Below are 26535 nucleotides of genomic sequence, written 5' to 3'. Positions count from 1 at the left end.
AGGAGAAGATAAGCGTATGAAATTAAGCGAATTGGCAAGCCGATTAATCACTTCCAAGCTAATTGGCAGCGGTGATATAGAGATTACAGCTATTGAGACGGATTCCCGCGCAGCACAGGCGGGCAGCTTGTTTATTTGTTTGCCTGGCCATACGGTGGATGGGCATGATTTTGCTCCGCAAGCGGCGGAGCGCGGGGCGTCTGCCTTTGTAGTCGAGCGCGAGCTGCCGCATATTGCGGCTCCGCAGCTCGTGGTAGGCAGCAGCCGCCATGCGATGGCGGTGCTTGCGGACTATTTTTACAAGCAGCCGAGCAGCTCCTTGTATTTGATTGGGGTTACCGGCACGAATGGAAAGACGACGACGACGTATTTAATTGAGCAAATTTTGAATGATCAGCATAAGCCGGCAGGCGTTATCGGTACAGTGGAGCGGCGTTATGCGGGAAAAACCGAGCCGATGTCAGGCACGACGCCAGAAGCGCTGCAGCTTCAGCGTTATTTGGCAGAAATGCGTGATGCTGGCACGCAATATTGCGCGCTGGAAGTTTCCTCCCATGCGCTGGAGCAGGGCCGGGTGAAGGGCTGCCGCTTCCGTACGGCGATTTTCACGAACCTGACGCAGGATCACCTGGATTATCATGGCACGATGGAGCGTTATGCTGAAGCGAAGGGGCTGTTCTTCTCACGGCTTGGCAATGTGTATGCAAGTGAAGAGGCGGAGCGCTCCTATGCGGTGCTCAATGCGGATGATCCAGCTTCGGAGATGTTTGCAAAAATGACAGCTGCGGATACGATTTTGTATGGAATTGATCATGACGCGGATGTCCGCGCCTCTCATATTCAAATTACGGCGCAAGGGACGTCTTTCCATGTCGACACCTTCGCGGGCAGCGCGGATATTACGCTCAAGATGGTCGGCAAGTTTAATGTGTATAATGCGCTTGCGGCCATGAGTGCGGCTTTGATTGAAGGAATAGCGCTTGAGCAAATCAAGGCGAGCCTGGAAAAAATGGCCGGTGTGCCGGGGCGCGTGGAATCGGTAAGCGTTGGGCAAAACTTTGCCGTTATCGTTGACTATGCCCATACGCCGGATGGGCTTGACAACGTGCTGAGCGCGGTCAAGGAGCTCGCACCGCCTCGCATCATTTGCGTATTTGGCTGCGGCGGCGACCGCGACCGGACGAAGCGTCCGATTATGGGAGCCATTGCTGCCAAATACAGCGATTATACAATTATTACCTCGGATAATCCTCGTACGGAGAACCCTGAGCTCATTTTGCTGGACGTAGAGGCGGGGCTTTTGAAGGACGGTGTGGACAAGAGCCGCTATGAGCTGCTCGTTGATCGTCATGCCGCTATTGAAAAAGCGGTTGAAATGGCAAGCCCTGGCGATGTAGTATTGATTGCGGGGAAAGGTCATGAAACCTATCAAATTATCGGAGGCGTTACGCATCCGTTTGATGACCGACTAGTTGCGAAAGAAGCGATAAGGGGATTATTACATTGATTAGACGTACGCTGGAACAAATAGGCGGCATGTGCAAGGCGGAGTGGAATCCGGCTGCTTCCGCTGTTGCCATCACAGGCGCAGGAACCGATTCTCGTAAAATTACAGCGGGGCAGCTGTTCGTGCCGCTGGTGGGAGATAAATTCGACGGGCATGACTATGTGGCCCAGGCGCTTAAGGATGGAGCTGCGGCTGCATTGTGGCAGCGCGGCCATGCTGTTCCGCCGGAGCTTGCTGACGCTCCTCTGCTTCAGGTCGATGATACGCTTGCAGCGCTTCAAGCGCTTGCGAGTGCTTATCGCACCGAGCTTGCAGGGCTGCGCGTTGTGGGCATTACGGGCAGCAATGGTAAAACGACAACGAAGGATATGGTTGCCGCAGTACTCGGCACCTCGCTTCGCGTGCACAAAACGGCAGGCAACCTGAACAATCATATCGGGCTGCCGCTGATGGTGCTGGAGCTGGATGAGCAGACGGAGGTAGCGGTACTGGAGATGGGCATGAGCGGCTTTGGCGAAATTGAGCTGCTGACGCATATTGCTAAGCCGGATGTTGCCATCATTACGAATATAGGCGATGCGCATATGCTGCAATTGGGCTCGCGCGAAGGCATCGCGAAAGCGAAGCTGGAAATCGTGTCCGGCTTGCAGCCCGGCGGGCTGCTGCTGTATAACGGCGATGAGCCGCTGCTCGCCTCCGGTCTTGGCCATACCGCTCTTCCTGCTGGTGCAAGATTGGAAGCTTTTGGCCTGATGGACGGAAATCGGTGGACGGCTGCGAATATGGATATAGACGCGGTATCAGCAGCCTTCGAACTGAAAGGCGGAAGCGCTGGCGCACAAGCTAATGCAGCGGAACCCGAAGCGGAAGTCTATTCCATTCCCGTGCCGGGCAAGCATAATGTCAGCAATGCGCTGGCAGCTATTGCAATTGGCTATCATTTTGGCATCACTGGGGAGCGGATTCGCCAGGGATTGTCCAGCCTGCAGCTGACAGGCATGCGGATTCAGCCGGTGAAAGCCTTTAATGGCGCCATGATATTGAATGATGCGTACAACGCGAATCCGACTGCGGTAAGGGTGGCCATCGATTTGCTGGAGAGCGTAAGCGGCTTCCGCAAAAAATGGATCGTGCTTGGCGACATGCTTGAGCTAGGACCCGATGAGGAGCAGCTTCACTATGACACAGGCGCTTTCATTACGCCGGCGAAAGCGGGTGCCGTGCTAACTTGCGGACAGCTGTCGCGTCACACGTCGCTTGGCGTGAAGAGCAGCTTCGGCGCTGCGGCTGATGCTGCGGACATTATTCATTTTGAAGAGAAGGAAAAGCTGGCGGAGTGGCTCAAACAGCAGCTGCAGCCTGCGGATATTGTGCTGGTCAAAGGCTCGCGCGGTATGCGTATGGAACAGATTGTCCAAGCTTTAGAGGTGGGGTGAGAGCATGGACATGATGATTATTTTATTCACATTAGGCGTTTCTTTTTTGCTCGCGGCTCTGCTTGGGCCGATTTGTATTCCCTTGCTGAAACGGATGAAGTTTGGCCAGCAAATTCGGACGGACGGACCACAAAGCCATTTGAAAAAAAGCGGCACGCCAACGATGGGCGGCATCATTATTATGCTGGCGCTGCTCATAGCCTTTTTAAATTTTGCCGATAAGACGGCGGATTTCTGGGTGCTGCTTACCGCCTCGCTAGGCTTCGGCCTCGTAGGGTTTCTCGACGATTACATCAAAATCGTCTTCAAGCGCTCGCTCGGCCTGACCGCGCGCCAGAAGCTGTTCGGACAGCTGCTGTTCTCAGTTATCGTCTGCGCTTTGCTGTACCAGATGCACCATAGCACAGAAATCATCGTTCCTGGCACGTCCTGGAGCTTCGATATGGGATGGTTTTATTACCCGTTTGTCGTCATTATTTTGTTCGCTGCCAGCAATTCGGTTAATTTCACCGATGGGCTGGATGGGCTGCTCGCTGGTACAAGCGCGATTGCCTTTGGCGCCTTTACCATTGTAGCGCTGCAAGTGTCGGCTTATGGCTCTGCTATTTTCTCGGCCGCGATGATTGGAGCCGTGCTCGGCTTCCTGATCTACAACGCCTATCCTGCCAAAGTATTTATGGGGGATACCGGCTCGCTTGGCATCGGCGGGGGCATTGCGGCCGTAGCGATTTTGACGAAAATGGAGCTGCTGCTCATTTTGATTGGCGGTATTTTCGTACTCGAAATGCTGTCGGTCATTTTGCAGGTTGGTTCCTTCAAGCTGCGCGGCAAACGGATATTCAAAATGAGTCCGATTCATCATCATTTTGAATTGTCCGGCTGGTCCGAGTGGCGCGTCGTATCCACGTTTTGGGCGGTTGGCCTCGTGTTTGCGCTGCTGTCGCTGCTGCTGATTCGCGTATTTTAAAATTGCTGCACACAAGCAAAACCGACTTCGTCGTCCTTCTAGGGCGTGCGAAGAGCCTTGCCCTAGAATTCTAAGCGGAGGATATAAGGATTAAACTTATAAATGCTTAGAATTCAAGGTGAAACGGCTTTCGCCGTCCTTTGGCGGCAAAGCTGCCGTTTCGCGTAGAAATATAGAGAGAGGATGGCAAAATCATATCCTTTCCTATATTTTTCAAAATTATTAGGATCGCAGCTGGAGCCTCAAGCAACGTCCCGATCCCATGGTGGATCGTGGCATTGCGAGTCTCATGCTGCTGGCCTTTACAAGGAGCTGTCATTTTATGGATCATCCGGCATCATACCGGGGCCGCCGCGTTGTGGTGCTTGGCCTGGCAAGAAGCGGGGTAAGCGTCGCAAAGGTGTTTCATTCCTATGGGGCGGAGGTAATAGTAAACGATAAAAAAGAGCAAGACCAATGTCCCGAAGCGGATGAGTTAATCGCTTTGGGCATTTCTGTGCTTTGCGGTTCACATCCAGACGACCTCATTTCGGCTGATACAGCGCTGCTTGTGAAAAATCCGGGTATCCCTTATTCAACTCCGCCCATTGTGCAAGCCGAAGCAGCAGGCGTTGAAATTGTGACCGAGGTGGAAGTGGCCTATTGGCTTTCGCCGGCACCGATTATTGGCATTACAGGCTCGAATGGCAAAACGACAACGACAACCTGGATCGGCGAGCTGCTGGAGGCGGCAGGTAAAAATCCCATTGTGGCTGGCAATATTGGCCGCCCGTTATGCGAAGCAGCAGTAGAGGCGACAGAAGACAACTGGCTTGTTGCCGAGCTGAGCAGCTTTCAGCTTAAAGGGACAAACGGTTTCCGTCCCCGCATCGCCCTGCTGCTCAATCTAGTAGAGACGCATCTGGATTATCATGGCGGCATGGAAGATTACATACTTTCGAAGGCAAAGCTGTTTGCCAACCAGACGGCGGAAGATACGGCTGTGCTGAATTGGGATGATCCGGTTTGCCGGCAGCTCGCTGATCAGCTGAAAGCGACCATTATGCCCTTCTCGCTTTATGAGAAGCTAAGCTATGGGCTAGCAATTGAGCCTCCATATGTTAAGAGCGCTGCAAACGCTTCTCCCGCGGAAAATGAAGCTGCTGACGTACGCCATATCGTATGGCGCACGCAGGATGGGACGGAAACGAAGCTGCTTGAAGTGGGCGAACTGGGCCTCCCAGGGCGCCACAATGCGGCAAACGCGCTTGCAGCCATTGCAGCATGCCTAGCGGCCGGTGCATTGCCAGAGCAGCTTGCCGAGACGCTGCGGAGCTTTAAAGGTGTAGAGCACAGGCTGGAGTATGCAGGCGAAGTGAAAGGGGTCAAGTACTACAACGATTCCAAGGCAACGAATCCGACGGCGACTATAATGTCCGTTGGATCGTTGACTGCGCCAATCGTACTTATTGCTGGGGGCCTTGATCGCGGCTCGGATTACATGGAGCTGCTGCCGCTGTTCCGCGATCGGCTCAAAGGGCTTGTGGCGCTAGGCGAGACGCGCGGCAAGCTTGGACATGTTGCGGAGCTGGCAGGTTTAGCGGGCGTTCGTTTGGTCGAACCTGAAGACAGCGCCGAAGCGACTTTGCGCGAAGCCGTGCGGCAGGCAGCCGCGCTGGCAGCGCCGGGCGACATCGTATTGCTGTCGCCTGCCTGCGCCAGCTGGGATATGTTTACATCCTATGAGCAGCGCGGGCGCATTTTTAAAGATTCGGCGCATACCTTGTAAGTAGGGGGCTTGTCCCTACTTTTACATGCAAAGAGGTGTACGCTATGGCCAAAGCCAGGTCTGCCCCGGACGTATGGATGATCGTCTCTATTGCGCTCATTCTGGCTATCGGAATCATTATGGTATACAGCGCGAGCGCAGTGCTCGCTTTTCATGAATTCGGAGACCGCTATTATTACGTCAAGCGCCAGCTGCTGTTTGCCGGTCTCGGCGCCTGTGCGCTCATCTTCACGATGAATATGAATTATCTCGTATGGCGCAAATGGGCAAAAATCGCCTTGATCATCTGCTTCGTGCTGCTTATCATCGTACTGATCCCCGGCGTGGGCGTCGTGCGCGGCGGTGCGCGAAGCTGGCTCGGCATTAGCTCGTTCGGCATTCAGCCTTCCGAATTCATGAAGCTGGCGATGATTTTATTTTTGGCAAAATGGCTTTCCGAGAAGCAGCAGACGATTACGCTGTTCGTCAAGGGGCTGCTGCCTCCGCTCGGGATGGCGCTGCTCGCCTTCGGCCTTATTATGCTGCAGCCCGACTTGGGCTCCGGTGCGGTCATGGTCGCGGCATCGCTGCTGTTGATCTTTACCGCAGGCGCCCAGCTCAAGCATTTGGGCTTGCTCGCGCTAGCAGGCATGGCAGGGCTTGTCGGCCTTATACTGGCCGCTCCCTACCGGCTGCAGCGCATCTCGGGCTTCCTAGATCCGTGGGCGGATCCGCTCGGCTCAGGCTATCAAATTATTCAATCGCTATATGCGATTGGACCAGGAGGGCTGGTCGGGCTTGGTCTAGGCATGAGCAGGCAGAAGTTCAGCTATTTGCCGGAGCCGCAAACGGACTTTATTTTCTCCATCGTTGCAGAGGAGCTTGGTTTTATCGGAGGGTCGGCACTTATTGTGCTGTTTATGATTGTGGTTTGGCGCGGCATTCGAACGGCGATTTACGCGCCTGATACGTTCGGCAGCTTGCTCGCAGTTGGCATCACGAGCATTATCGGCGTTCAGGTGCTTATCAACATCGGTGTCGTTATCGGCATGATGCCTGTTACGGGCATTACGCTGCCGCTTGTCAGCTATGGCGGTTCATCGCTTACGCTTCTGCTCACATCGCTGGGCATTTTACTTAATATTTCACGTTATTCAAGGTGAAGGAACAACTAGGCTAGCGAAGCTTGCTCCGCACAATAAGCGGGCTTAACAGTGGGCGCTATAGGCATTTGTAACACTACCCGGGCATGAGGCATAGGATACTCTTATAAATCGTGACCATCGCCGAGTGAGCCTGTTCTTCACCTTGAAGCAGAAGGAGGTTAGACAGCATGGAACATGTAGCTGAGCTGTTGGAGAATGCAAAAATTGGTAAAGTATTCGTTAATGAACGGCTGGAAAATCATACTACTTGGAAAATTGGCGGTCCTGCCGATATTCTTATTATACCGGATGGACAGGAGCAAATAATGTCAGCTGTCCGGCTGCTTCATGAAAACGGCATACCATGGACCCATTTGGGACGCGGCTCCAATATGCTGGTGAGCGACAAAGGCATTCGCGGCGTTGTAATTAAGCCGCGGGGCGGACTGGATTATGTGCGCTTCGACGGGAACACCGTTCATGCCGGAGCGGCTTATTCCTTCATTAAACTGTCTGTGATGTCCAGCAAGGAAGGACTGACGGGCTTGGAATTTGCCGGGGGCATTCCGGGAACGGTAGGCGGGGCCGTCTATATGAATGCCGGTGCGCATGGATCGGATGTGTCGCGTATTTTCAAATCAGCTGAGATTGTGCTGGAAAATGGTGAATTGGTAACCTACGGACCCGAGGATATGCAATTTTCTTACCGACACTCCGTGCTCCATGAGCGCAAAGGGCTCGTGCTTTCAGCGACCTTCGAGCTTACGCCTGGAGACCGTCAGGAAATTGCTGCAACGCTGGCCTCTTACAAGGAAAGGCGGCTGCGCACGCAACCGCTGCAGCTGGCATGTGCGGGCAGCGTCTTCCGCAATCCGCCAGGCGATTATGCTGCCAGATTGATCGAGGAGGCGGGGCTTAAAGGCTTCCGTGTAGGTGCAGCCGAAGTATCCGTGCTGCATGCCAATTTTATCGTCAACACCGGGCAAGCGACAGCTGAAGATGTGCTTACCCTCATGGCTCATATTCAAGGCGTCATTGTAGATCGATATGGGATCAGCTTGGTGCCGGAAGTGCTGGTGGTGGGTGAGCGGTAATTCGGAGGTGAGACATTGGACAAATTGGTGATTGAAGGCGGGAAACCACTCTCAGGAACCATTGTTATCCAAGGAGCGAAAAATGCCGCTTTGCCAATATTGGCAGCCAGCTTGTTGGCTGAAGGCGAAACGACGCTGGAACATGTGCCGAAGCTGCTGGATATCGACGTCATGCTCAGCATACTGCGGGAACTCGGATGCCATGCGGAGCATGAGGGCGATACGGTACAGCTGAATACGGAAAGCATGCACCTAACCCATGTGCCGGAAAAGTTAATGGGGCAGATGCGCTCGTCCATCTTTCTAATGGGGCCGCTTCTTGCGAGATTTGGTGAAGTGCAGGTGTATCAGCCTGGCGGCTGCGCAATTGGGCAGCGCAAAATTGATTTGCATCTGGAGGGACTTCGGGCGCTCGGTGCCGAAATTGAAGAAGCGGGCAATCGCATTATTTGCCGGGCAGACCGTCTCAAAGGAGCTGATATCCATCTAAGCTTCCCTAGTGTCGGAGCGACGGAAAATATTATGATGGCTGCGGTGCTTGCTGAAGGGCGAACGATGATTACGAATGCTGCTCGCGAGCCGGAAATTCAAGATTTGCAGCGGTTTCTCAATGCGATGGGCGCCGAGATGATCGGGGCGGGTACGGATACGATTACGATCAATGGCGTGAACTCGCTTTCTCCATGTGCGTACAAGGTCATTCCTGATCGAATTGTAACCGGCACCTTAATGGTTGCCGCGGCTGCTACGCGCGGTCAAATTACTCTTCTGAATACATGCCCCTCCCACTTGTCTTCCTTAATACACGTGCTTCGCAGGTCAGGTATTCAAATCACTACCCACGATGATATAATAAAAGTCAGCTGTGCATCCCGCCCCAAAGCCATTGAACGAATTGTTACTTCTCCATACCCTGCTTTTCCAACCGACCTGCAATCTCAAGTGATGGTGCTGCTGGCGCTTGCAGACGGAACGAGCATTATGAAGGAGACGATTTTCGAAGGCAGGCTGAGGCATGTTGACGAACTATCGCGAATGGGTGCGGATATACGGGTTGATATGAATGCGGCTTTTATCCGGGGCGTTCCCCGTCTTTATGGAGCGACGGTGGAAGCAACGGATTTGCGGGCAGGAGCAGCGCTTGTAATCGCGGGCCTCGCTGCGCAAGGAAAGACGGTAGTGGAGCAAATTCATCATATTGATCGGGGCTATGATCGCATTGAAACGATGTTAAGCAAACTGGGAGCAAGGATTTCTCGCAATTCTCCTGTTCCTCATGTTCCTAATAACTAGTGTATGCGAACAAGCGCCTGAATAGAAACTCCCGGCTCCTGCTATTTGGGAACCGGATGTTTTTGGGGAAAGAAGGGACAAGTTATGAGCGCGCCGATGCCAGTGCTGAAAAAACCGGTTGGCAAACGAAAAGGCAATCGCAAGCTGCTTAGCGTGCTTGTGCTGCTGTTTGTCATTTTGCTGTCCGTGCTATTTTTTAATTCTTCTATTAGCAAAATTTCGGAGATTCATATTGAGGGCACTGCCTATACGACGACTGCAGAAATTGGACAGGCTGCCGCCATATCGGTGGGTGACGCTTTTTTCGGCACAACGTCAGCAACGATTGAGCAAGCGGTTAAAGCGATTCCAACTATTAACAAGGTTACTGTCGACAAAGCTTTCCCTGGGAAGGTAACGATTACGGTAGAGGAATATCCGGTAGTCGCCTTTGAGCTGTTAAGCGATGGCAATTTGACAGCATTGCTTGCGAACGGGTCAGAGCTTCCAGCTGCTAATGAGGAGCTATTGGTCAATAAGCCTGTATTGTCTGGCTGGAAGCAGGGGGATGAATATCGCGTAGAGCTAGCGGAGCAGCTTGGCAAAATCCCGGCGAAGCAGCTGTCTGATTTATCCGAAATTATGCCATATCCATCGAAGGCGTATCCTGACCGCATCAAAATTTACACGCGCACGAAATTCGAGGTAGTAACGGCTATTTCCCTGCTGAGCGAGAAAATTGAAACGATGAATGCGGTCATTGAAACGCAGGAGCCTGGGAAAATCACCCTGCTGCTCGCCGATACGTATGATTCCTTTATTAAGACAGATCCAGAAAATGAAGAGGGCAGTTGAAAAACAGACTACTCATTTTAAGAAAACAGTGATAAAATTTTATAGGCGGACTTTTAAAAAAGAAAGCAAAACGACGTGCATGGCGCTTAAACACCATATGAGTATTTTTTAAAATATAAGAAAGGATATGATTTCTCCATCCTTTCTCTATATTTCCCGGAATGAAACGCGCCGCGCCGCTAAAGGATCGCGACAGCCGTTTCACCTTGATGAAATTAAAATTCATATAGAGTTAGAAAAATAGTGCCTAAAAAAGAGGGATACTATTAACTGCGTTGAATATGTAAAAAGGCGTTTTGTGATTAAACTGATACAAGCTGTATAATTTATAAGTTGAAACGGAGGTGCCGCGGGGTGAGCAGCAACGACATCATCGTCAGTTTAGACATCGGTACATCCAAAGTTCGTGCTATTATTGGCGAAGTGAATAACGGAGCCATTAATATTATTGGAGTTGGATCTGCCGACTCAGAGGGTATTCGCAAAGGAGCTATTGTAGATATCGACCAGACCGTTCAGTCTATTCGTAATGCAATTGAGCATGCGGAACGAATGGTAGGTATTCAAATATCAGACGTCTATGTAGGGATTCAAGGCAATCATATTGCTTTGCAAACCAATCATGGCGTAGTTGCCGTATCCAATGAGGACCGTGAAATTGGCGAGGAAGATATTGAAAGAGTTGTGCAGGCTGCGAAAGTAGTAGCTTTGCCGCCTGAACGCGAGATTATTAATTTAGTGCCTAAGCAATATTTGGTAGACGGACTGGAAGGCATATCCGATCCTCGGGGGATGATCGGCGTGCGTCTGGAAGTGGAAGCCACCATTGTAACAGGTGCTAAGACAGCGATACATAATTTGATGCGATGTGTGGAGAAAGCAGGACTACGCATTTCCGGCGTCATCTTGATGTCATTGGCATCCGGCGTCATATCGCTGACGAAAGACGAGAAAACGATGGGTACTGTATTAGCGGATATCGGAGCAGGGTCCTGCACGATTACGATTTTCGAGCAGGGCGGACTTGCGGCGACTTCTACGCTTCCTATCGGCGGAGAGTACGTAACGAACGATATCGCTTACGGCTTGCGTACCCAAAGTGATCAAGCGGAGAAAATCAAGCTGAAATATGGCTGTTCCTACATTGGCGATGCTGCGGAAGATGTGAAGTTCAAAGTACTCCGTATGGGAAGCAATGTTGAGAAGGAATTTTCTCAAGTCGATTTGGCGAGCATTATCGAGCCTCGGATGCAGGAGATTTTCAGCCTGATCAAGCAAGAGGTTCGTCGTCTTGGTTATCATGACAAGGTCAGCAGCTATGTGCTGACTGGAGGAGCAGTGACAATGCCGGGCACATTGGCACTTGCTCAAGCAGAGCTTGAATCCACCGTGCGCGTGGCACTTCCGGATTATATCGGCGTGCGCGACCCCGCTTACAGCAGCGGTGTGGGAATGATTCAATACGTATCGAAATATATGGGAGTGCGCGGAACAACCAGCACAGTGAAAAAAGCCGCAAGCAGCCGCAAAACGGGTTCCACCGCTTCATCCAAACCCGGTATGTTCGAACGGATAAAAAATATGTTTAACGAATTTATTTGATCGGGGGAAATTGATGATGTTGGAATTCGACATGGAATTGGAGCAGCTCGCTCAAATAAAAGTAATCGGCGTCGGCGGCGGCGGCAGCAATGCGGTTAACCGAATGATTGAAAATGGGGTAAAAGGTGTTGACTTCATTACCGTCAATACGGATGCTCAGGCGCTGCATTTGGCGAAATCCGAGCACAAGCTGCAAATCGGCGATAAGCTGACACGCGGACTTGGCGCGGGCGCTAACCCGGAAGTGGGGAAGAAAGCGGCTGAGGAATCCCGTGATCTGGCACTCAACCAGCTGAAAGGCTCGGACATGGTATTCGTTACCGCAGGTATGGGAGGCGGTACAGGAACAGGTGCTGCGCCTGTTATTGCTGAAATCGCAAGAGAATGCGGAGCGCTGACTGTAGGCGTTGTAACCCGTCCATTCACCTTCGAAGGCCGCAAGCGTGCCGCACAAGCGGAAATGGGCATTGAAGCGCTTAAAGAAAAAGTAGATACACTGATCGTTATCCCAAATGACCGTCTACTTGAGATTGTCGACAAGAAGACGCCTATGCTGGAAGCGTTCCGTGAAGCGGATAACGTGCTTCGCCAAGCGGTGCAAGGTATTTCCGATTTGATCCAAGTACCTGGTCTTATCAACCTTGACTTCGCAGACGTTAAGACGATTATGACAGAGCGCGGCTCTGCGCTGATGGGAATCGGCGAAGCCAGCGGTGAGAACCGTGCAGCAGAAGCAGCGAAAAAAGCGATTATGAGCCCGCTGCTGGAAACGTCTATTGATGGCGCACGCGGCGTTATTATGAACATTACAGGCGGCAGCAACTTGAGCTTGTATGAAGTTAATGAAGCAGCTGAAATTGTTATTTCCGCCTCCGATCCGGAAGTGAATATGATTTTTGGCGCCATCATTGACGATAATTTGAAAGATGAAATCAAAGTAACCGTCATTGCGACTGGCTTTGAGCACAAGGGCGCTCCGGCTGCTAGACGCTCGCCGCAGCAGCAAGGAGAATCAGAGACTCGCCAGCCGGCAAGTCCGACCTCCGCGCCTGCTTCGACATCGTCTGTCAAGCCTTTTGGCGCAAGCACCTCGAGCGACCAGCTTGAGATTCCAGCCTTTTTGCGCAACCGTCCACGCAGCGATCGCTAGATGGCCGTTTATCTATTATAAGAAAGTCCGCTTTTCCCCATATTATTTTGGGGAAGCGGGCTTTTTTTGCGTTTCCTATGCCTAGAAGGAGCCAGGCATAAACACTTTTGCCGCTGTCAAACGACCGCTTGTCCTGCCGTTTTTTATTTGCTCGCTCGACAAAAAAAGATGGCTCACCCCGTCATGATTAGACAGACTTTGAAATAGGATTTTAATATACTAGTCTCAATCGTTCTCACCGGCGCTATGAAGCAAGCTTGGCGGACGGAATTCGCGGGAAGGTGACGATTGTGGCTGTATATGTCGATGTCATGTTTGTGCGGGAGCTGCTGGTCGACGGTGGGCTGCTGCTGACGACAGCATGGGCGAGGAACATTCGTGCCAAGCCATGGCGGGTGCTCGCCGCTGCAAGTGTAGGAGCCAGCTACGTCGTGCTTATGCTGTTTCCGATGCTGTCCGTCCTGTTTACTTTAGTAGTCAAGCTAGGCATCTCGATGCTGATGCTGTGGATTGCTTTTGGTTATGGGTCGATTCAGCATTTTCTTCGCACGACGGCAGCCTTTTATGCCGTGAATTTTGTGGCGGCAGGAGCGATCATCGGCATTTATTATTTGCTGATGCAGGGCTCGGGAGAAGTATGGAGAACGATTGCCTTTGTCGATGGAAGCATGCATGTTGAACTGAAAATGAGCCTTATTTATTTATTTGCAGCGTTTTGTATCGGGCTGTATATATACCGCACCGTGTTGACGCAGCGTCGTGAAAGGGAGTTGGTGCAAACTCATCTTGCCGATGTAAGTATTCATATTGAAAATCAGGAATTTCGCTGCATCGGATTGATTGATACGGGCAATCAGCTCTATGATCCGTTGTCACGAACTCCGGTAATGGTCGTTGAAGCCGCTCTTTGGCAAAATGAATTGCCACCTTCATGGCTGCAAAGCATTCGTGAGGCCGAGGTGGATCGTCTGGTAGCAGGCATGGGCGAAGAAGTGTTTATTTGGCAGCATCGATTGCGCCTCATTCCTTACCGCGGCGTCAACCGCGGCTCGCAATTTATGCTGGCCCTAAAGCCGGATTTTGTCCGAATTGAGCGGGATGGCTGCAGTTATGTAGCGAAAAAAGTGTTGATTGGGCTCGATGGCGGCAAGCTGACAGCAGACAGCTCGTATCAGGCGATTATTCATCCGGCACTTGTGCAGACCCCGCAAGCGGATGTGAAACAGGAGACTGAAAAAACTACGATTATCGGGGAGGGATAGGCCGGATGCTCGTCAAGTGGAAATTGGTTCTGCAGTTATATTATTATCGGACTTTATTTTTATTCGGACTAAAAAGCGAAGAGATTTATTATATTGGTGGAAGCGAGGCGCTGCCGCCTCCCTTGACTCGGGAAGAAGAAGAATATTTGCTGGGCAAGCTGCCTTCTGGCGATACGGCTATCCGGGCGATGCTCATAGAGCGCAACCTGCGGCTTGTCGTATACATTGCCCGCAAATTCGAAAATACAGGCATTCACATTGAGGATTTGGTGTCGATCGGCGCCATTGGCTTAATTAAAGCGGTCAACACGTTTGATCCTGAGAAAAAAATCAAGCTGGCCACCTATGCATCGCGCTGTATCGAAAATGAAATTCTCATGTATTTGCGCCGCAACAATAAAACGCGCACCGAGGTCTCTTTTGACGAGCCGCTGAATATTGATTGGGATGGCAATGAGCTGCTGCTGTCGGATGTGCTCGGAACGGAAAACGATACGATTTACCGCAACATTGAGGAGCAGGTCGATCGCAAGCTGCTGCATAAGGCGCTCGACAAGCTGACGGAGCGTGAACGCATCATTATGGAGCTGCGATTCGGGCTGGCGGACGGGGAAGAGAAAACACAGAAGGACGTTGCCGATCTGCTCGGTATCTCTCAATCTTACATTTCGCGTTTGGAAAAACGCATAATTAAGCGGCTGCGCAAGGAGTTCAACAAAATGGTATAAAAGGGCAATCCATAGACTTGCAAAGCGGAGGGCAAAGCAGGAATATTTCGGGCGTCCGAGGAGATAATGAACATTAATGTTTCTCCTTGGGAGGTAATCACGTTGGCACGAAATAAAGTCGAGATCTGTGGAGTGGATACCGCAAAACTGCCTGTCCTGACAAATGTTGAAATGCGGGAGCTGTTCACCGCTTTGCAAACCCGCAATGAGTGGGCAGCCAGAGAGAAATTGGTTAATGGCAACTTGAGGCTTGTGCTCAGTGTCATTCAACGGTTTAACAATAGGGGAGAGTTTGTAGACGACTTATTCCAGGTCGGCTGCATTGGACTTATGAAGGCGATAGATAATTTTGATCTTGGCCAGAACGTCAAATTTTCCACCTATGCTGTCCCGATGATTATTGGGGAAATCCGCCGTTATTTGCGCGACAATAACCCGATTAGAGTTTCTCGTAGCTTGCGGGATATCGCTTATAAAGCGCTGCAAGCCAGAGACAGCTTGACGAATCAAAATTCGCGCGAGCCGACGATTTTTGAAATTTCCGAAATGCTGAATGTTCCAAAAGAAGATGTGGTGTTCGCGCTTGATGCGATTCAGGACCCGGTATCGTTGTTTGAGCCGATTTACCATGACGGCGGCGATCCGATTTATGTCATGGATCAAATTAGCGACGACAAAAACAAAGACGTGTCGTGGATCGAGGAAATCGCGCTCCGCGAAGCGATGCATAAACTGAATAATCGGGAAAAAATGATTTTGTCGATGCGGTTTTTCGAAGGCAAGACGCAAATGGAGGTTGCCGATGAAATCGGCATCTCGCAGGCTCAAGTATCACGCCTAGAAAAGTCGGCGATCCAGCAAATGCAGAAGTATGTCAAGACGTAGACGCTCAAGACAAAGATGACGAGCTGCGTGGAAGGTTTGGCTTTCACGCAGCTCGCCCTATGGGAAGCAGGCCGGACATTAATGTCCGGTCTTTTTAATGCTTTTATGCCCGCCGGATGCTGCTAAACGTAGTTATTTTGCGAAAGAGGACATTTTGGGCGCGTCTTACATATACTGATATAAAAGAGAGCACGGCTAGGCGAAGCAGGGCAGTACAGCATGCCCGGTCATAAAAATGGTTATTCATCCCGCTGGAAAAGTGGTGAGCAGACGATGAAGATATCTGATTTTCAGACGAAGGATGTCATTAATATTGTGGATGGCAAGAAGCTTGGGCATATTACCGATTTGGAGCTGGATTTGAGGCAGGGACGCATCGATTCCATCGTCATTCCGCAGTATAGCCGCTTTATGGGGCTGTTTGGCGGGCCAGGCGGCGAGGTCGTCATTCCTTGGCGCAACATTGTGAAAATCGGGGCGGATGTAGTGCTCGTACGCATGGATGAAACGAAGCAGCGTCTAGAGGAAGAGGATTTGCACGCAAGAGGATAACAGGGTAAACTGCATAAAGAGGTGATGACCCGAATGGAAGCTTTTAAGTGGAATCATTCAGCGAAGAATCCTTCGCTTTTTTTGTTGTCTAATTGGTTGGATGAAAATAATCAGCTGACAGCCGGATTTACCGGCCGCGATGGCGGTGTAAGCGCCGCGCCTTGGGCGACGCTGAATATGGGGCTCCATGTCGGCGATGCAGATCGCGACGTTATTCGCAACCGCCAGCAGGTTGCTGATGCGGTCGGCTTTCCCTTCGAGGCGTGGACCTGCGCGGAGCAGGTGCATGGCGCTGATGTATATAAAGTAACCGAGCAGGACGCTGGGCGGGGCAGGAAGTCCCGCAGCGATGCGATTGCGGATACCGATGCCCTGATGACGGATGTGCCGGGCATTTTGCTCGCATCTTTTTATGCGGATTGCGTGCCGCTTTATTTTTATGATCCGGAGCATCAGGCGGTAGCGCTTGCCCATGCAGGCTGGAAAGGGACCGTCGCGCAGATTGCTAAAGCGACGCTAGAGGCGATGGCCGCGCAATATGGCACTAGAGCGGACAATGTGCGTGCCGCTATCGGCCCAGCGATTGGCGGCTGCTGTTATGAGGTTGACCAAACGGTCATCAGCAAGGTGCTTCCTTTGCTCGAATCTTTCGAGCTGAGCGGCGAAGAAGCGCGTAATTCGCTAATAAAGCTGCTGCCAAATGGCAAGGCGATGGTCGACTTGAAAGAAATTAACCGTCAGATTATGATAAAAGCAGGAATTATGCCGATCCATATCGAATTAACACAGTGGTGTACTGGCTGTCGTCAGGATCTGTTTTTCTCCCACCGGATGGAGGGCGGCAAAACAGGACGAATGGCCAGCTGGATTGGGATTGCGAAGAGGTGACGAAATTGGATAGCTCATTAACAGAGCGGATAGCAGAAGTACAGCGCCGGATCGATGCAGCGTGCGAGAGAAGCGGTCGTAAGCCGGAGGATGTGAACGTTATTGCGGTGACTAAATATGTATCGCTCGCTACAGCTGTTCAGGCGTTTGAAGAGGGGCTGCGCCATTTAGGCGAAAACCGCTTTCAGGACGCGCTGCCCAAGTGGGAAGCCATTAGCGGCGATGCAGCCGAAGGAGGCGATGGACAAGCCATCTGGCATTTCATCGGTTCGCTGCAGACGAATAAGGTTAAAGATGTCATAGGGAAGTTTACATACATTCACTCGCTGGACCGCTTGTCGCTTGCACAGGCGATCGAGAAGCGAGCAGCGCAGCTTGGCGTGCAGGTGCCCTGTATGATTCAGGTTAATGTATCGGGCGAAGACTCCAAGCATGGCCTTGAACCGGAGCAGCTGCCGGAGCTTTTGGAAGCGATTAAAGGCTTTCAGTATGTACAGCCGGTAGGCTTGATGACGATGGCGCCTTATGAGGCTGAAGCTGAGCAGACCCGGCCTGTGTTCCGCGCTTTGCGGGAGCTGAGGGATAAGATGAATAGGGAAGTGGCTTTGAATGCTCCGCTGACGGAACTTTCCATGGGCATGTCGAATGACTTTGAGGTCGCGATTGAAGAAGGCGCAACGTGGATTAGATTAGGAACGATACTAGTTGGAAAAGAGGGATGACGAATGGGCGTTATGAATAAGTTTATGAATTTTCTTGGTTTGCAGGAGGAAGAAGAGATCATTGAACGGGAAAGAAGCGCGCAGCCGGAGGAGCCAGACCATGAAATTGAAACCTCTCCGTTCGAAGCACGTAAAAATACAAAGGGCAACAACATCGTAAGCATACATTCGCAGAAAAATGTACGAGTTATCTTAAGCGAGCCGCGCTCCTATGATGAGGCGCAGGATATTGCCGATCATCTGCGTTCGCGCCGTGCCGTCATTGTAAACCTGCAGCGTGTGCGTACCGACTTGGCGCTTCGCATTGTTGATTTCCTCAGCGGTACAGTGTACGCTTTGGGTGGCAATATATCGAAGCTCGGCCCGAACATTTTCCTATGTACGCCGGATTCGGTTGAAATTCAAGGGTCGATTACGGAAATGATGGCAGAGGACAATGAATACTCCAAAATGAGGTGACCACCGATTGTTTAGTAGTGTATCAGGGCTCATTATGAACCTTCAAAGTATTTACAGCTTTATGATTATTGGTTATGTGTTAATGTCGTGGTTGCCCAATGCGCGCGAAAGCTTTATTGGCGTATTTTTAGGCAAGCTGGTTGAGCCGTACTTAGGCATTTTCCGCCGTTTCATTCCACCGATTGGCGGCATGATTGATATTTCCCCAATCGTAGCGATTTTTGCGCTTCGTTTTGTGGCAATGGGGCTCATTGCGGTAGTAGGCTTTATACTGCCGGGCTAGATTTCAAAAGTTAGGAAGGGAATTTCAATGAAATTACCTATATATGACCATTTCCACCCGGACGAGAAGCCATTCGTTGACCGGGCGTGGGAATGGGTGGAGCGGTCCGCACAGCAGCATGAGCTGAAGCGGACCGATTTTTTGGACCCGAGACAGGCTCAGATCGTTCAAAGCCTCGTCAATCGCCATCCGGATGTGGAGCTGCGGCTTGATGGCGGCTACCCTGAGGCAGAGCGCTGCCGGGCCATTATTGGGCCGGATTACCGCGATCTGGATCAGGAGCTTGCCGCAATTGCTGTGCTGGAGGTACAGGTCAGCGGCCCGGGCGGGACAAGCCAGCAGCTCGATCATGGCGATTACCTTGGCGCCCTGCTGGGTCTGGGCATCAAGCGTGACCGGGTAGGGGACATTCATGTCCATGAAACTTTCGCTCACATTATGATGACGGAAGACATTGCGGATTATTTGAACGTTCACTTAAGGCAGGTGCACCGGGCGAGCGTATTGACCGAAATCATTCCACTGTCTTCCTTGTCGCCAGTCGTGCCAGAGCTGCAGGAAATGAGCTTTACAGTAGCCTCGATGCGAGTGGACGGCATTGCGAGCGATGTGCACCGGATTAGCCGTACAAAAATTGTAGATCCCATTCGCGCCGGCAGATGCCGGGTGAACTGGAAAACGGTGGAGGACCCGTCCGAGCAGCTGCGCGAAGGCGATGTCGTATCTATAAAAGGGTTGGGCCGATTTAAAGTTATGGAGGCGGATGGCGTGACGAAGAAAGGCAGAATTCGGCTGAAGGTGGGCAAATTTATTTAGCCCTATTGCAGGATTTTGCTGGCGGTTGTCGAATCCTTTCCACAGCAAATGTTTTCCGGTATGGAAATAAGTCGAGGAGGTGCGCCGATGCCGTTAACGCCATTGGACATACATAATAAGGAATTTGGTCGCCGGTTGCGCGGCTATGACGAGGATGAGGTCAATGAATTTCTTGACCAGGTCATTAAAGATTATGAAACGATAATCCGCGAAAATAAGGAGCTGCAGAACCAGATCCTTAATATGCAGGAGAAGCTGAACCACTTCTCGAACATCGAAGAGACGCTGAGCAAGACGATTATCGTCGCACAAGAGGCGGCTGACGAGGTTCGAAACAATGCGAAGAAGGAAGCGCAGCTGATCATCAAGGAAGCGGAGAAAAATGCGGATCGCATTATTAATGACTCGCTGAGCAAGTCGCGCAAAGTATCGGTTGAGGTTGAGGAGCTGAAGAAGCAGGCATCGATCTTCCGTGCACGGTTCCGGACGCTTGTAGAAGCGCAGCTGGAACTGCTGAGCCAGGACGATTGGAGAACGCTTGATCCAGGCCAGCATCCTGAGCTGGAACAGCTTTCCCGAGGTTAATCCGCACAAAGCGAATTGACAACGGGGCGACGATACGCTATAAATAGGATTAATGATTGTTCAGATGTGAAACTTCGTTGACGAGAACGAGTATGTATCGTGGCTTGATCCCCAGAGAGTCGTTGCTTTGCTGCAAGACGACGTTCAAGCAGTTACAGAATATCATCTCCGAGAAGCGGCGCCGAAACTTTGCCTGACCAGCTGCGATTTACGGCTGTAAGGTAGAAGGAGTAAGGGCTGACGGTCCGTCCTCCGTTACAAGGACCGTGGATGCTAAGGCATTCACGCCAAAGGTGCCGTCTTTTTGGCTGCTTATGCAGCTACGTTGACGGAACAAGGGTGGTAACGCGAGCAAGCCTCGTCCCTTCTACAGGGGCGGGGCTTTATTTTTTTGAAAATATAAGCCTATATAAGCTTCACCCTTATAAAGGGCTTATAATTGTCGGGAGGAATTTGAAGATGCAACGTGTAGACGTAAAGGAAAAAGCAAGAACGCGCGAGCTTCGCGTATTAAAGCAGTGGGCGGATAACGATACGTTCAAAAAGTCGATTGAAAACCGCGAAGGCAAGCCGAATTTCGTATTTTATGAAGGTCCTCCGACCGCTAACGGCGCGCCGCATATCGGCCACGTGCTGGGCCGCGTCATTAAAGATTTTATTTGCCGCTACAAAACGATGTCCGGCTACCGCGTTGTTCGCAAAGCGGGCTGGGATACGCATGGCCTTCCTGTAGAGCTTGGCGTTGAGAAGCAGCTCGGCATTTCCGGCAAGCAGGAGATCGAAAATTACGGCGTAGAAGCTTTTATCAAAAAATGCAAGGACAGCGTCTTTGAATATGAGAAGCAGTGGCGCGAGCTGACCGAGGGCATCGCTTATTGGACAGATCTTGACAACCCGTACATTACGCTTAAAAACGAATATATCGAAAGTGTATGGCATATTCTCTCGACGATTCATAGCAAGGGCTTGCTGTATCGCGGCCACCGCGTCAGCCCATATTGCCCGTGCTGCCAAACGACACTGAGCTCCCATGAGGTTGCTCAAGGGTATGAGGACGTTAAGGATTTGAGTGCAACGGTCAAGTTTAAGCTTGTGGACACTGGCGAATCCGTGCTGGCGTGGACGACTACGCCTTGGACGCTGCCGGCAAACGTGGCGCTTGCTGTTCATCCGGAGCTTGAATACGTTCGAGTAGCAAGCAAGGGCGAAGTATTTATCGTCGCTAAAAACCTGGTAGAGAGCGTATTTAAAGAGGAGCACGAGGTGCTGTCCTCGCTTAAAGGCTCCGAGCTGGTTGGCCAAAGCTATGAGCCGCCATTCCGTTACGTTGCCATAGAAAATGCTCATAAAGTCATCGCTGGCGATTTCGTAAGCGATACGAGCGGTACGGGTATCGTACACATTGCGCCGGCGCATGGTGAGGATGACTATAGAGTGGCGCGCCAAAACGGCATCAGCATGCTGAGCGTCGTGAACAATGCAGGCCGTTACGTCGATGAAGTGACCGACCTTGCTGGACGCTTCGTCAAAGATTGCGATGTCGACATTGTGAAAATGCTTAGCGAGCGCGGCCTGCTGTTCTCTAAGGAGCGTTACGAGCACAGCTATCCGTTCTGCTGGCGTTGTAAATCGCCGCTCTTGTATTATGCGACAGAAAGCTGGTTCATTGAGACGACTGCCGTTAAAGATCAGCTGATCGCGAACAACAATGGAGTAGACTGGTACCCAGGCCATATCCGCGATGGACGCTTTGGCAAATTCCTTGAGGATTTGGTGGATTGGAACATCAGCCGCAACCGCTATTGGGGAACGCCGCTGAACGTATGGATTTGCGAAGCGACGGGCAAGCAATATTCGCCTGGCAGCATTGCCGATCTGCGCGAGCGTGCGGTTGGCGACGTGCCGGAGGACATTGAGCTGCATAAGCCTTACGTCGATGAAATCAAGCTGAAATCGCCGTTTGCCGAAGGCGCAATTATGACGCGTACGCCAGAAGTGATCGATGTATGGTTCGACAGCGGCTCGATGCCGTTTGCGCAGCATCATGTTCCTTTTGAAAATAACGATCGTTTCGCGGAGCAGTATCCGGCGGATATGATTTGCGAAGGCATCGATCAGACGCGCGGCTGGTTCTACAGCCTGCTTGCGGTATCGACGTTATACAACGGCAAGGCGCCGTATAAGGCGGTTATTTCGACCGGACATATTTTGGATGAGAATGGTCAGAAAATGTCCAAATCCAAAGGCAATGTTATTGATCCTTGGGAAATTATCAACGAGTACGGCACGGATGCATTCCGTTGGGCGCTGCTTGCGGATAGCGCACCTTGGAACAGCAAACGTTTCTCGCGTTCGATTGTCGGCGAAGCAAAATCGAAGGTCATCGACACGATTGTCAATACGCATGCCTTCTATGCGCTGTATGCAACGATCGATGGCTTCGATCACAAAACACACGAAGAGCGTCATTCCGCGAATAAGCTGGATCGCTGGATCGTATCGCGTCTGAACAGCCTGATCAAGACGACTGTGAAAGGGCTTGACGGTAATGACTTCCTGAATCCGGCGAAGGCAATCGAAATTTTCGTTGACGAGCTGAGCAACTGGTACATCCGCCGTTCCCGTGACCGTTTCTGGGGCAGCGGTCTTACCGAAGATAAAATCAATGCCTATCAAACGCTGCGTCATGTGCTGTTGACACTGGCACGCATCATTGCGCCATATGCCCCGCTTCTTGCGGAAGACCTCTATGGCAACCTCGGCGGCGGAGAAAGCGTCCATCTCGCAAACTATCCTGCAGCAGACGAGTCCGCTATTGACCTAACGCTAGAGCAGGATATGGAGAGCGCGAAGCAAATCGTGGAGCTTGCTCGCAACGTCCGCAACGAGACGGGCATCAAGACGCGTCAGCCGCTGTCTGAGCTTATCGTGTCCCTTGACCGTGAGTTTGACGTGGCAGGCTATGAGGAAATCGTGAAGGATGAAATCAATGTCAAATCAATCGTCGTGCAAAACAGCGACAGCGGATTTGTGGATTTCACGCTTAAGCTGAACCTCAAAGTGGCTGGTAAAAAATACGGCAAAAACGTAGGTCCGATTCAGGCTCACCTGAAATCGCTAACGGCCGACGAAACGCGTGCCGTTATAGCGCATGGCGCGCTCGCTATGGCGGTGGATGCGGAAGAGCTGTTCATTCCTGTCGAGGAGCTGCTCGTTGAGAAGCAAGCGAAATCCGGTTTTGCGTCCGCTTCTGGCGGCGGGATCACCGTAGCCTTGAATACGGACATTACGCCTGAGCTGGAGCAAGAGGGCTGGGTGCGCGAAGTGATTCGTGCGGTTCAAGATACGCGCAAAAAGCTGGATCTGCCAATCGAGAAGCGCATTGACCTTGTGCTGAGCGTCGATGAAGGATTGCGCGCAGCGCTTGAAGCGTTCAGCCATGTGCTGGAGGAAAATGTACTGCTGAGCAGCGTTTCCTATGAAGAGCTGGAAGGCAGCGAGCGGGTCCAATTGGGCGAGAAGGAAATTGGAATCTTGATCAAAGGCTAAAGCCAGGGCGCGAAGAAAATTGTGCCAAGCTTGTTTTATTCAGCATAAGAAAAAGGCGTTTAAGGATATAGTATAAGGAGCAAATAAAAAACGAGCATAGCTTATGCTCGTTTTTTCCTTATTTTATGCCTGGGAGGGATGCTGAGATGAAGGAGCTGGAGCGTAAGCCGATTCGTTCCGTGAAGGAGGAGCAGTCGCTTGAACATACGCTGAGCAAGCTGGATAGCAGGCTGAGCAAAATAGCAGCGGAAATGGAACGCACGCAAATAGCCGAATATGTGGACTTGCTTAATCGGCCGATCAGCCTCATATGGCGCAATGTGCTTGCTGGCTTGGCGAGAGGCGTCGGTATCGCGATTGGCTTTACTTTTTTTGCAGCGACGATTTTGTATGTATTGCAAATTTTAGGGGCGCTCAATTTGCCGATTATCGGCGACTATATTGCGGATATCGTGCGCATCGTTCAGATTCAGCTGGAAGGGAAAAACTATTAGGCAGCAGGTTACATACACGGTGAAAGACAAACGCTCCGTTATTTGTTCATAATGCTGGCCTTATAAGAGCAGGGGCCTTTTTATGAACAAATAACGGAAGCTGCTGTCCATGAGCGAAACGTAGTTAACGGTCCTGCTCCAAATGGTGGTCGCCTTCATTGCTTTCCATATAACGCTTATATTGTGAATTATGAATAATGGACACATGGCGCCCGGTAATATCGGTGGCAACGAAGCTTTCAAGCTGCTCTACAAAACCTTCATTTTCCTCGGAGGCCGAGCCAATATGCTCATAATCGGCTGCTTCGCGGTTGGCAGACATCGCCGGGGAGTCGGAGTTGCCCCATTGCTCGACAATTTGCCACGCATCTTCGCCGTCGAAGCCGGCCCAGCCCGTGTAGACTTTTTCACTGGAATAGCCGTAAGGCATTTGAATCGTCTCTTCCTCAATTGGACGCTGCCTGTTCAGATCTTGCCGCGGAGCATGGTCCAGGCAGTATAAGCAATCGGGAAGGGCCTCCAGCCTTTCATAAGGAATAGGCTCCTTGCACACGATGCAGGAACCGTAGGTCCCGTTTTGAAAAGCTTCCAGCGCCGCATCAATTCTGTACAAATGCAGCTCCTCCTGCTCCAGCAGGGCAATATCCTTGCTGCGCTCGAACAAATCGGTTCCAGCATCTGCCGGGTGATTGTCCACCGCTGACAGCTCGCTGTTGCTTGCTTTCCATTCGGAATCAAGGCCATAATGGCCGTTATGCTCTAGTCGTTGTTCAATGTCTTGCTTGTCCAATATTAACCGGGCGTGCAGCTCGCTTAGCTGTTCCATCGTAGGCAGCCTCATGTCAGGCACCGTCCTTTGCGCATTTAGTCCTCCGCACCGCAGAGGCTGGCTCATTCCATATTGACTATGCTACAATAGCTTGGGACATATGACGGAATGTTATGCAGACGGAAAGGCCTTGCATGCACAACGAAAGGAGAAAGTAGATGCGTTATTACTACTACTGGATCGCTTTATTCGTATTTGTTGTAGATTTTATAACGAAGAAAATAATTGCGACACAGCTGAACCTGGGTGATTTGATTAGTGTAATTGGCAATTTCTTTTACATTACATCGCACCGCAACAAAGGGGCTGCCTTTGGTATTTTGCAGGAGCAGCGTTTATTTTTTATCGTCATTACAGTTGTTATTTTAGCCGCGATTATCTGGTACATACAAACGACTCGGAAGCTCGGCAAAGTATGGCTGTTAACAGGTCTTGGACTTGTGCTTGGCGGAGCGTTCGGCAATTTTCTGGACCGGGCGATGTACGGCGAAGTTGTCGATTTCTTGCTGTTTAATTTCGGCAGCTATTCGTTCCCGATTTTTAACGTCGCTGATTCGGCGATTTGCGTAGGTGTCGCATTAATATTGATTGATGCCTTGCTGACCTCGAAGCAGGAGAAGCAGGATCAAATGAGAAGTGAAGAGGATAAGGAGTCTAACCCGAATGAGCAGCAAACCGTTTGATGAGCAAGAAATAGAGCAAGAGTTTGAACTGGAAGAGCAGGAGCAAGTGGGTTTTGTCATTGACGAGGATCAAGCTGGCGAACGTCTGGACAAGGTCGTAACCGAAGCGATGGATGATCCGGCTATATCGCGCACGCAAGTGCAGGAATGGCTTAAGGTCCAAGCTGTAACGGTAAACGGCCAAGCAGGCAAAAGAAATTATAAAGTTGCCGCTGGCGACGTTGTCGTCGTTACGATTCCCGATCCGGAAGAGGCCGTCATTGATCCTGAAAATATACCGCTTGATATCGTCTATGAGGATAGCGATGTCATCGTCATTAACAAGCCGCGCGGACTAGTCGTTCACCCTGCGCCGGGCCATTCATCGGGCACCGTTGTCAACGCGCTCATGTATCATTGTAAAGACTTGTCGGGCATTAACGGCGTACTTCGTCCCGGCATCGTCCATCGCATTGACAAGGACACCTCAGGGCTGCTAATGATTGCGAAAAATGATTTGGCTCACGCTTCGCTCGCTGCGCAGCTGAAGGACCATTCGATAACGCGCAAATATATCGGTTTGGTGCATGGCAATTTGCCGCATGACCATGGCACGATTGATGCGCCAATCGGCAGAGATACGAATGACCGTAAAATGTTTACGGTCACGGAGCGCAATAGCAAGCATGCGGTCACGCATTTCATGGTTATCGAGCGGATTGGGGAAGACTATTCCCTAGTGGAGCTGCAGCTCGAGACAGGGCGCACGCATCAAATCCGCGTCCACTTAAAGTATATTGGCTATCCGCTGGCAGGCGATCCAATGTATGGTCGCAACAAGACAGTAGCGCTTAAAGGACAAGCGCTGCATGCGGCAGTGCTTGGCTTTAAGCATCCGCGCACAGGCGAGCTCATGCATTTCGAAGCGCCGATTCCCGGCGATATGAACCATGTATTGAACGTGCTGCGCGGCCGATAAGCCGGGCGGAGGCTCTCTTGGACTTGGCGGAGCAGTATCGCGATAATACAAACTTTTGGGCAAATCC

At 51.3% G+C, this 26535-nt stretch carries 25 protein-coding genes and 1 other annotated feature; of the genes, 24 read left to right on the top strand and 1 reads right to left on the bottom strand.

Annotated elements, in window-relative coordinates:
* Positions 1–16: 16 nt before the first annotated feature.
* The 22 genes from BBD42_RS28515 to BBD42_RS28405 all read left to right on the top strand — a co-directional run bounded on the left by BBD42_RS28515 (position 17) and on the right by BBD42_RS28405 (position 23998).
* Positions 17–1507 (top strand): UDP-N-acetylmuramoyl-L-alanyl-D-glutamate--2,6-diaminopimelate ligase, encoded by a 1491-nt coding sequence (locus BBD42_RS28515; RefSeq protein ID WP_099520907.1) that lies wholly within the window; start codon positions 17–19, stop codon positions 1505–1507.
* Entirely contained in the window at positions 1504–2943 is a 1440-nt protein-coding gene (locus BBD42_RS28510) for a UDP-N-acetylmuramoyl-tripeptide--D-alanyl-D-alanine ligase (protein WP_237163262.1), read from the top strand. Before BBD42_RS28515 ends, BBD42_RS28510 begins: the two co-directional genes overlap by 4 nt.
* Before the next feature lie 4 nt (positions 2944–2947).
* Positions 2948–3910 (top strand): phospho-N-acetylmuramoyl-pentapeptide-transferase, encoded by a 963-nt coding sequence (mraY, locus tag BBD42_RS28505; protein ID WP_056041635.1) that lies wholly within the window; start codon positions 2948–2950, stop codon positions 3908–3910.
* A gap of 322 nt (positions 3911–4232) precedes the next feature.
* Positions 4233–5678: a UDP-N-acetylmuramoyl-L-alanine--D-glutamate ligase gene (murD, locus tag BBD42_RS28495; RefSeq protein WP_099520905.1), complete on the top strand. Its 1446-nt coding sequence runs from the start codon at positions 4233–4235 to the stop codon at positions 5676–5678.
* 44 nt (positions 5679–5722) lie between these two features.
* Entirely contained in the window at positions 5723–6820 is a 1098-nt protein-coding gene (gene spoVE / locus BBD42_RS28490) for a stage V sporulation protein E (RefSeq protein ID WP_099520904.1), read from the top strand.
* A 170-nt stretch (positions 6821–6990) separates the two neighbouring features.
* On the top strand, positions 6991–7896 hold the full coding sequence (gene murB, locus BBD42_RS28485; protein ID WP_099520903.1) for a UDP-N-acetylmuramate dehydrogenase: 906 nt from the start codon (positions 6991–6993) through the stop codon (positions 7894–7896).
* 15 nt (positions 7897–7911) lie between these two features.
* Positions 7912–9189: a UDP-N-acetylglucosamine 1-carboxyvinyltransferase gene (gene murA, locus BBD42_RS28480; RefSeq protein ID WP_099520902.1), complete on the top strand. Its 1278-nt coding sequence runs from the start codon at positions 7912–7914 to the stop codon at positions 9187–9189.
* A gap of 84 nt (positions 9190–9273) precedes the next feature.
* Positions 9274–10023: a cell division protein FtsQ/DivIB gene (locus tag BBD42_RS28475; protein ID WP_099520901.1), complete on the top strand. Its 750-nt coding sequence runs from the start codon at positions 9274–9276 to the stop codon at positions 10021–10023.
* 354 nt (positions 10024–10377) lie between these two features.
* Positions 10378–11625 carry a cell division protein FtsA gene (ftsA, locus tag BBD42_RS28470; RefSeq protein ID WP_056041624.1) on the top strand — a complete coding sequence of 416 codons (1248 nt, stop codon included), beginning with the start codon at positions 10378–10380 and terminating at the stop codon, positions 11623–11625.
* Between the two features lie 16 nt (positions 11626–11641).
* Positions 11642–12775: a cell division protein FtsZ gene (gene ftsZ, locus BBD42_RS28465; RefSeq protein ID WP_099520900.1), complete on the top strand. Its 1134-nt coding sequence runs from the start codon at positions 11642–11644 to the stop codon at positions 12773–12775.
* Between the two features lie 257 nt (positions 12776–13032).
* Entirely contained in the window at positions 13033–14037 is a 1005-nt protein-coding gene (gene spoIIGA / locus BBD42_RS28460; RefSeq protein WP_237163261.1) for a sigma-E processing peptidase SpoIIGA, read from the top strand.
* 5 nt (positions 14038–14042) lie between these two features.
* Complete coding sequence (sigE, locus tag BBD42_RS28455; protein WP_046230421.1) at positions 14043–14765, top strand: RNA polymerase sporulation sigma factor SigE; 723 nt, start codon at positions 14043–14045, stop codon at positions 14763–14765.
* A 102-nt stretch (positions 14766–14867) separates the two neighbouring features.
* Positions 14868–15650: an RNA polymerase sporulation sigma factor SigG gene (sigG, locus tag BBD42_RS28450; protein ID WP_056041617.1), complete on the top strand. Its 783-nt coding sequence runs from the start codon at positions 14868–14870 to the stop codon at positions 15648–15650.
* A gap of 273 nt (positions 15651–15923) precedes the next feature.
* Positions 15924–16202, top strand: a complete 279-nt coding sequence (locus tag BBD42_RS28445) for a YlmC/YmxH family sporulation protein (RefSeq protein WP_046230423.1) — start codon at positions 15924–15926, stop codon at positions 16200–16202.
* 33 nt (positions 16203–16235) lie between these two features.
* Positions 16236–17090, top strand: a complete 855-nt coding sequence (gene pgeF / locus BBD42_RS28440) for a peptidoglycan editing factor PgeF (protein WP_099520898.1) — start codon at positions 16236–16238, stop codon at positions 17088–17090.
* Between the two features lie 5 nt (positions 17091–17095).
* Positions 17096–17812, top strand: coding sequence for a YggS family pyridoxal phosphate-dependent enzyme (locus BBD42_RS28435; RefSeq protein ID WP_099520897.1), 717 nt, complete (start codon positions 17096–17098; stop codon positions 17810–17812).
* Positions 17813–17815: 3 nt separating this feature from the next.
* A complete protein-coding gene (locus tag BBD42_RS28430; RefSeq protein ID WP_046230426.1) occupies positions 17816–18271 on the top strand; it encodes a cell division protein SepF in 456 nt (151 codons plus the stop codon).
* A 34-nt stretch (positions 18272–18305) separates the two neighbouring features.
* Positions 18306–18554, top strand: a complete 249-nt coding sequence (locus tag BBD42_RS28425; RefSeq protein ID WP_056042062.1) for a YggT family protein — start codon at positions 18306–18308, stop codon at positions 18552–18554.
* A 27-nt stretch (positions 18555–18581) separates the two neighbouring features.
* Positions 18582–19370 carry a YlmH family RNA-binding protein gene (locus BBD42_RS28420; protein WP_056041611.1) on the top strand — a complete coding sequence of 263 codons (789 nt, stop codon included), beginning with the start codon at positions 18582–18584 and terminating at the stop codon, positions 19368–19370.
* A gap of 87 nt (positions 19371–19457) precedes the next feature.
* A complete protein-coding gene (locus BBD42_RS28415) occupies positions 19458–19955 on the top strand; it encodes a DivIVA domain-containing protein (protein WP_046230429.1) in 498 nt (165 codons plus the stop codon).
* Between the two features lie 68 nt (positions 19956–20023).
* Positions 20024–20324 (top strand) — a binding site (T-box leader).
* 90 nt (positions 20325–20414) lie between these two features.
* Entirely contained in the window at positions 20415–23504 is a 3090-nt protein-coding gene (gene ileS, locus BBD42_RS28410; protein WP_099520896.1) for an isoleucine--tRNA ligase, read from the top strand.
* Between the two features lie 146 nt (positions 23505–23650).
* Positions 23651–23998 (top strand): DUF5665 domain-containing protein, encoded by a 348-nt coding sequence (locus BBD42_RS28405; protein WP_099520895.1) that lies wholly within the window; start codon positions 23651–23653, stop codon positions 23996–23998.
* Between the two features lie 124 nt (positions 23999–24122).
* Here the strand turns inward: BBD42_RS28405 and BBD42_RS28400 are convergent, their stop codons facing one another.
* The gene (locus BBD42_RS28400) at positions 24123–24824 is read right to left on the bottom strand and encodes a TraR/DksA C4-type zinc finger protein (protein WP_237163260.1); all 702 of its coding nucleotides are present in this window, start codon (positions 24822–24824) and stop codon (positions 24123–24125) included.
* A 161-nt stretch (positions 24825–24985) separates the two neighbouring features.
* Between BBD42_RS28400 and lspA the strand changes: the two genes are divergently transcribed.
* Complete coding sequence (gene lspA, locus BBD42_RS28395) at positions 24986–25510, top strand: signal peptidase II (protein WP_099520893.1); 525 nt, start codon at positions 24986–24988, stop codon at positions 25508–25510.
* Positions 25491–26468, top strand: a complete 978-nt coding sequence (locus tag BBD42_RS28390; protein ID WP_099520892.1) for an RluA family pseudouridine synthase — start codon at positions 25491–25493, stop codon at positions 26466–26468. Before lspA ends, BBD42_RS28390 begins: the two co-directional genes overlap by 20 nt.
* Positions 26469–26535: the final 67 nt, after the last annotated feature.

Source organism: Paenibacillus sp. BIHB 4019, assembly GCF_002741035.1.
Lineage (GTDB): Bacteria > Bacillota > Bacilli > Paenibacillales > Paenibacillaceae > Pristimantibacillus.
This window is presented reverse-complemented; position numbering and strand designations above follow the sequence as displayed.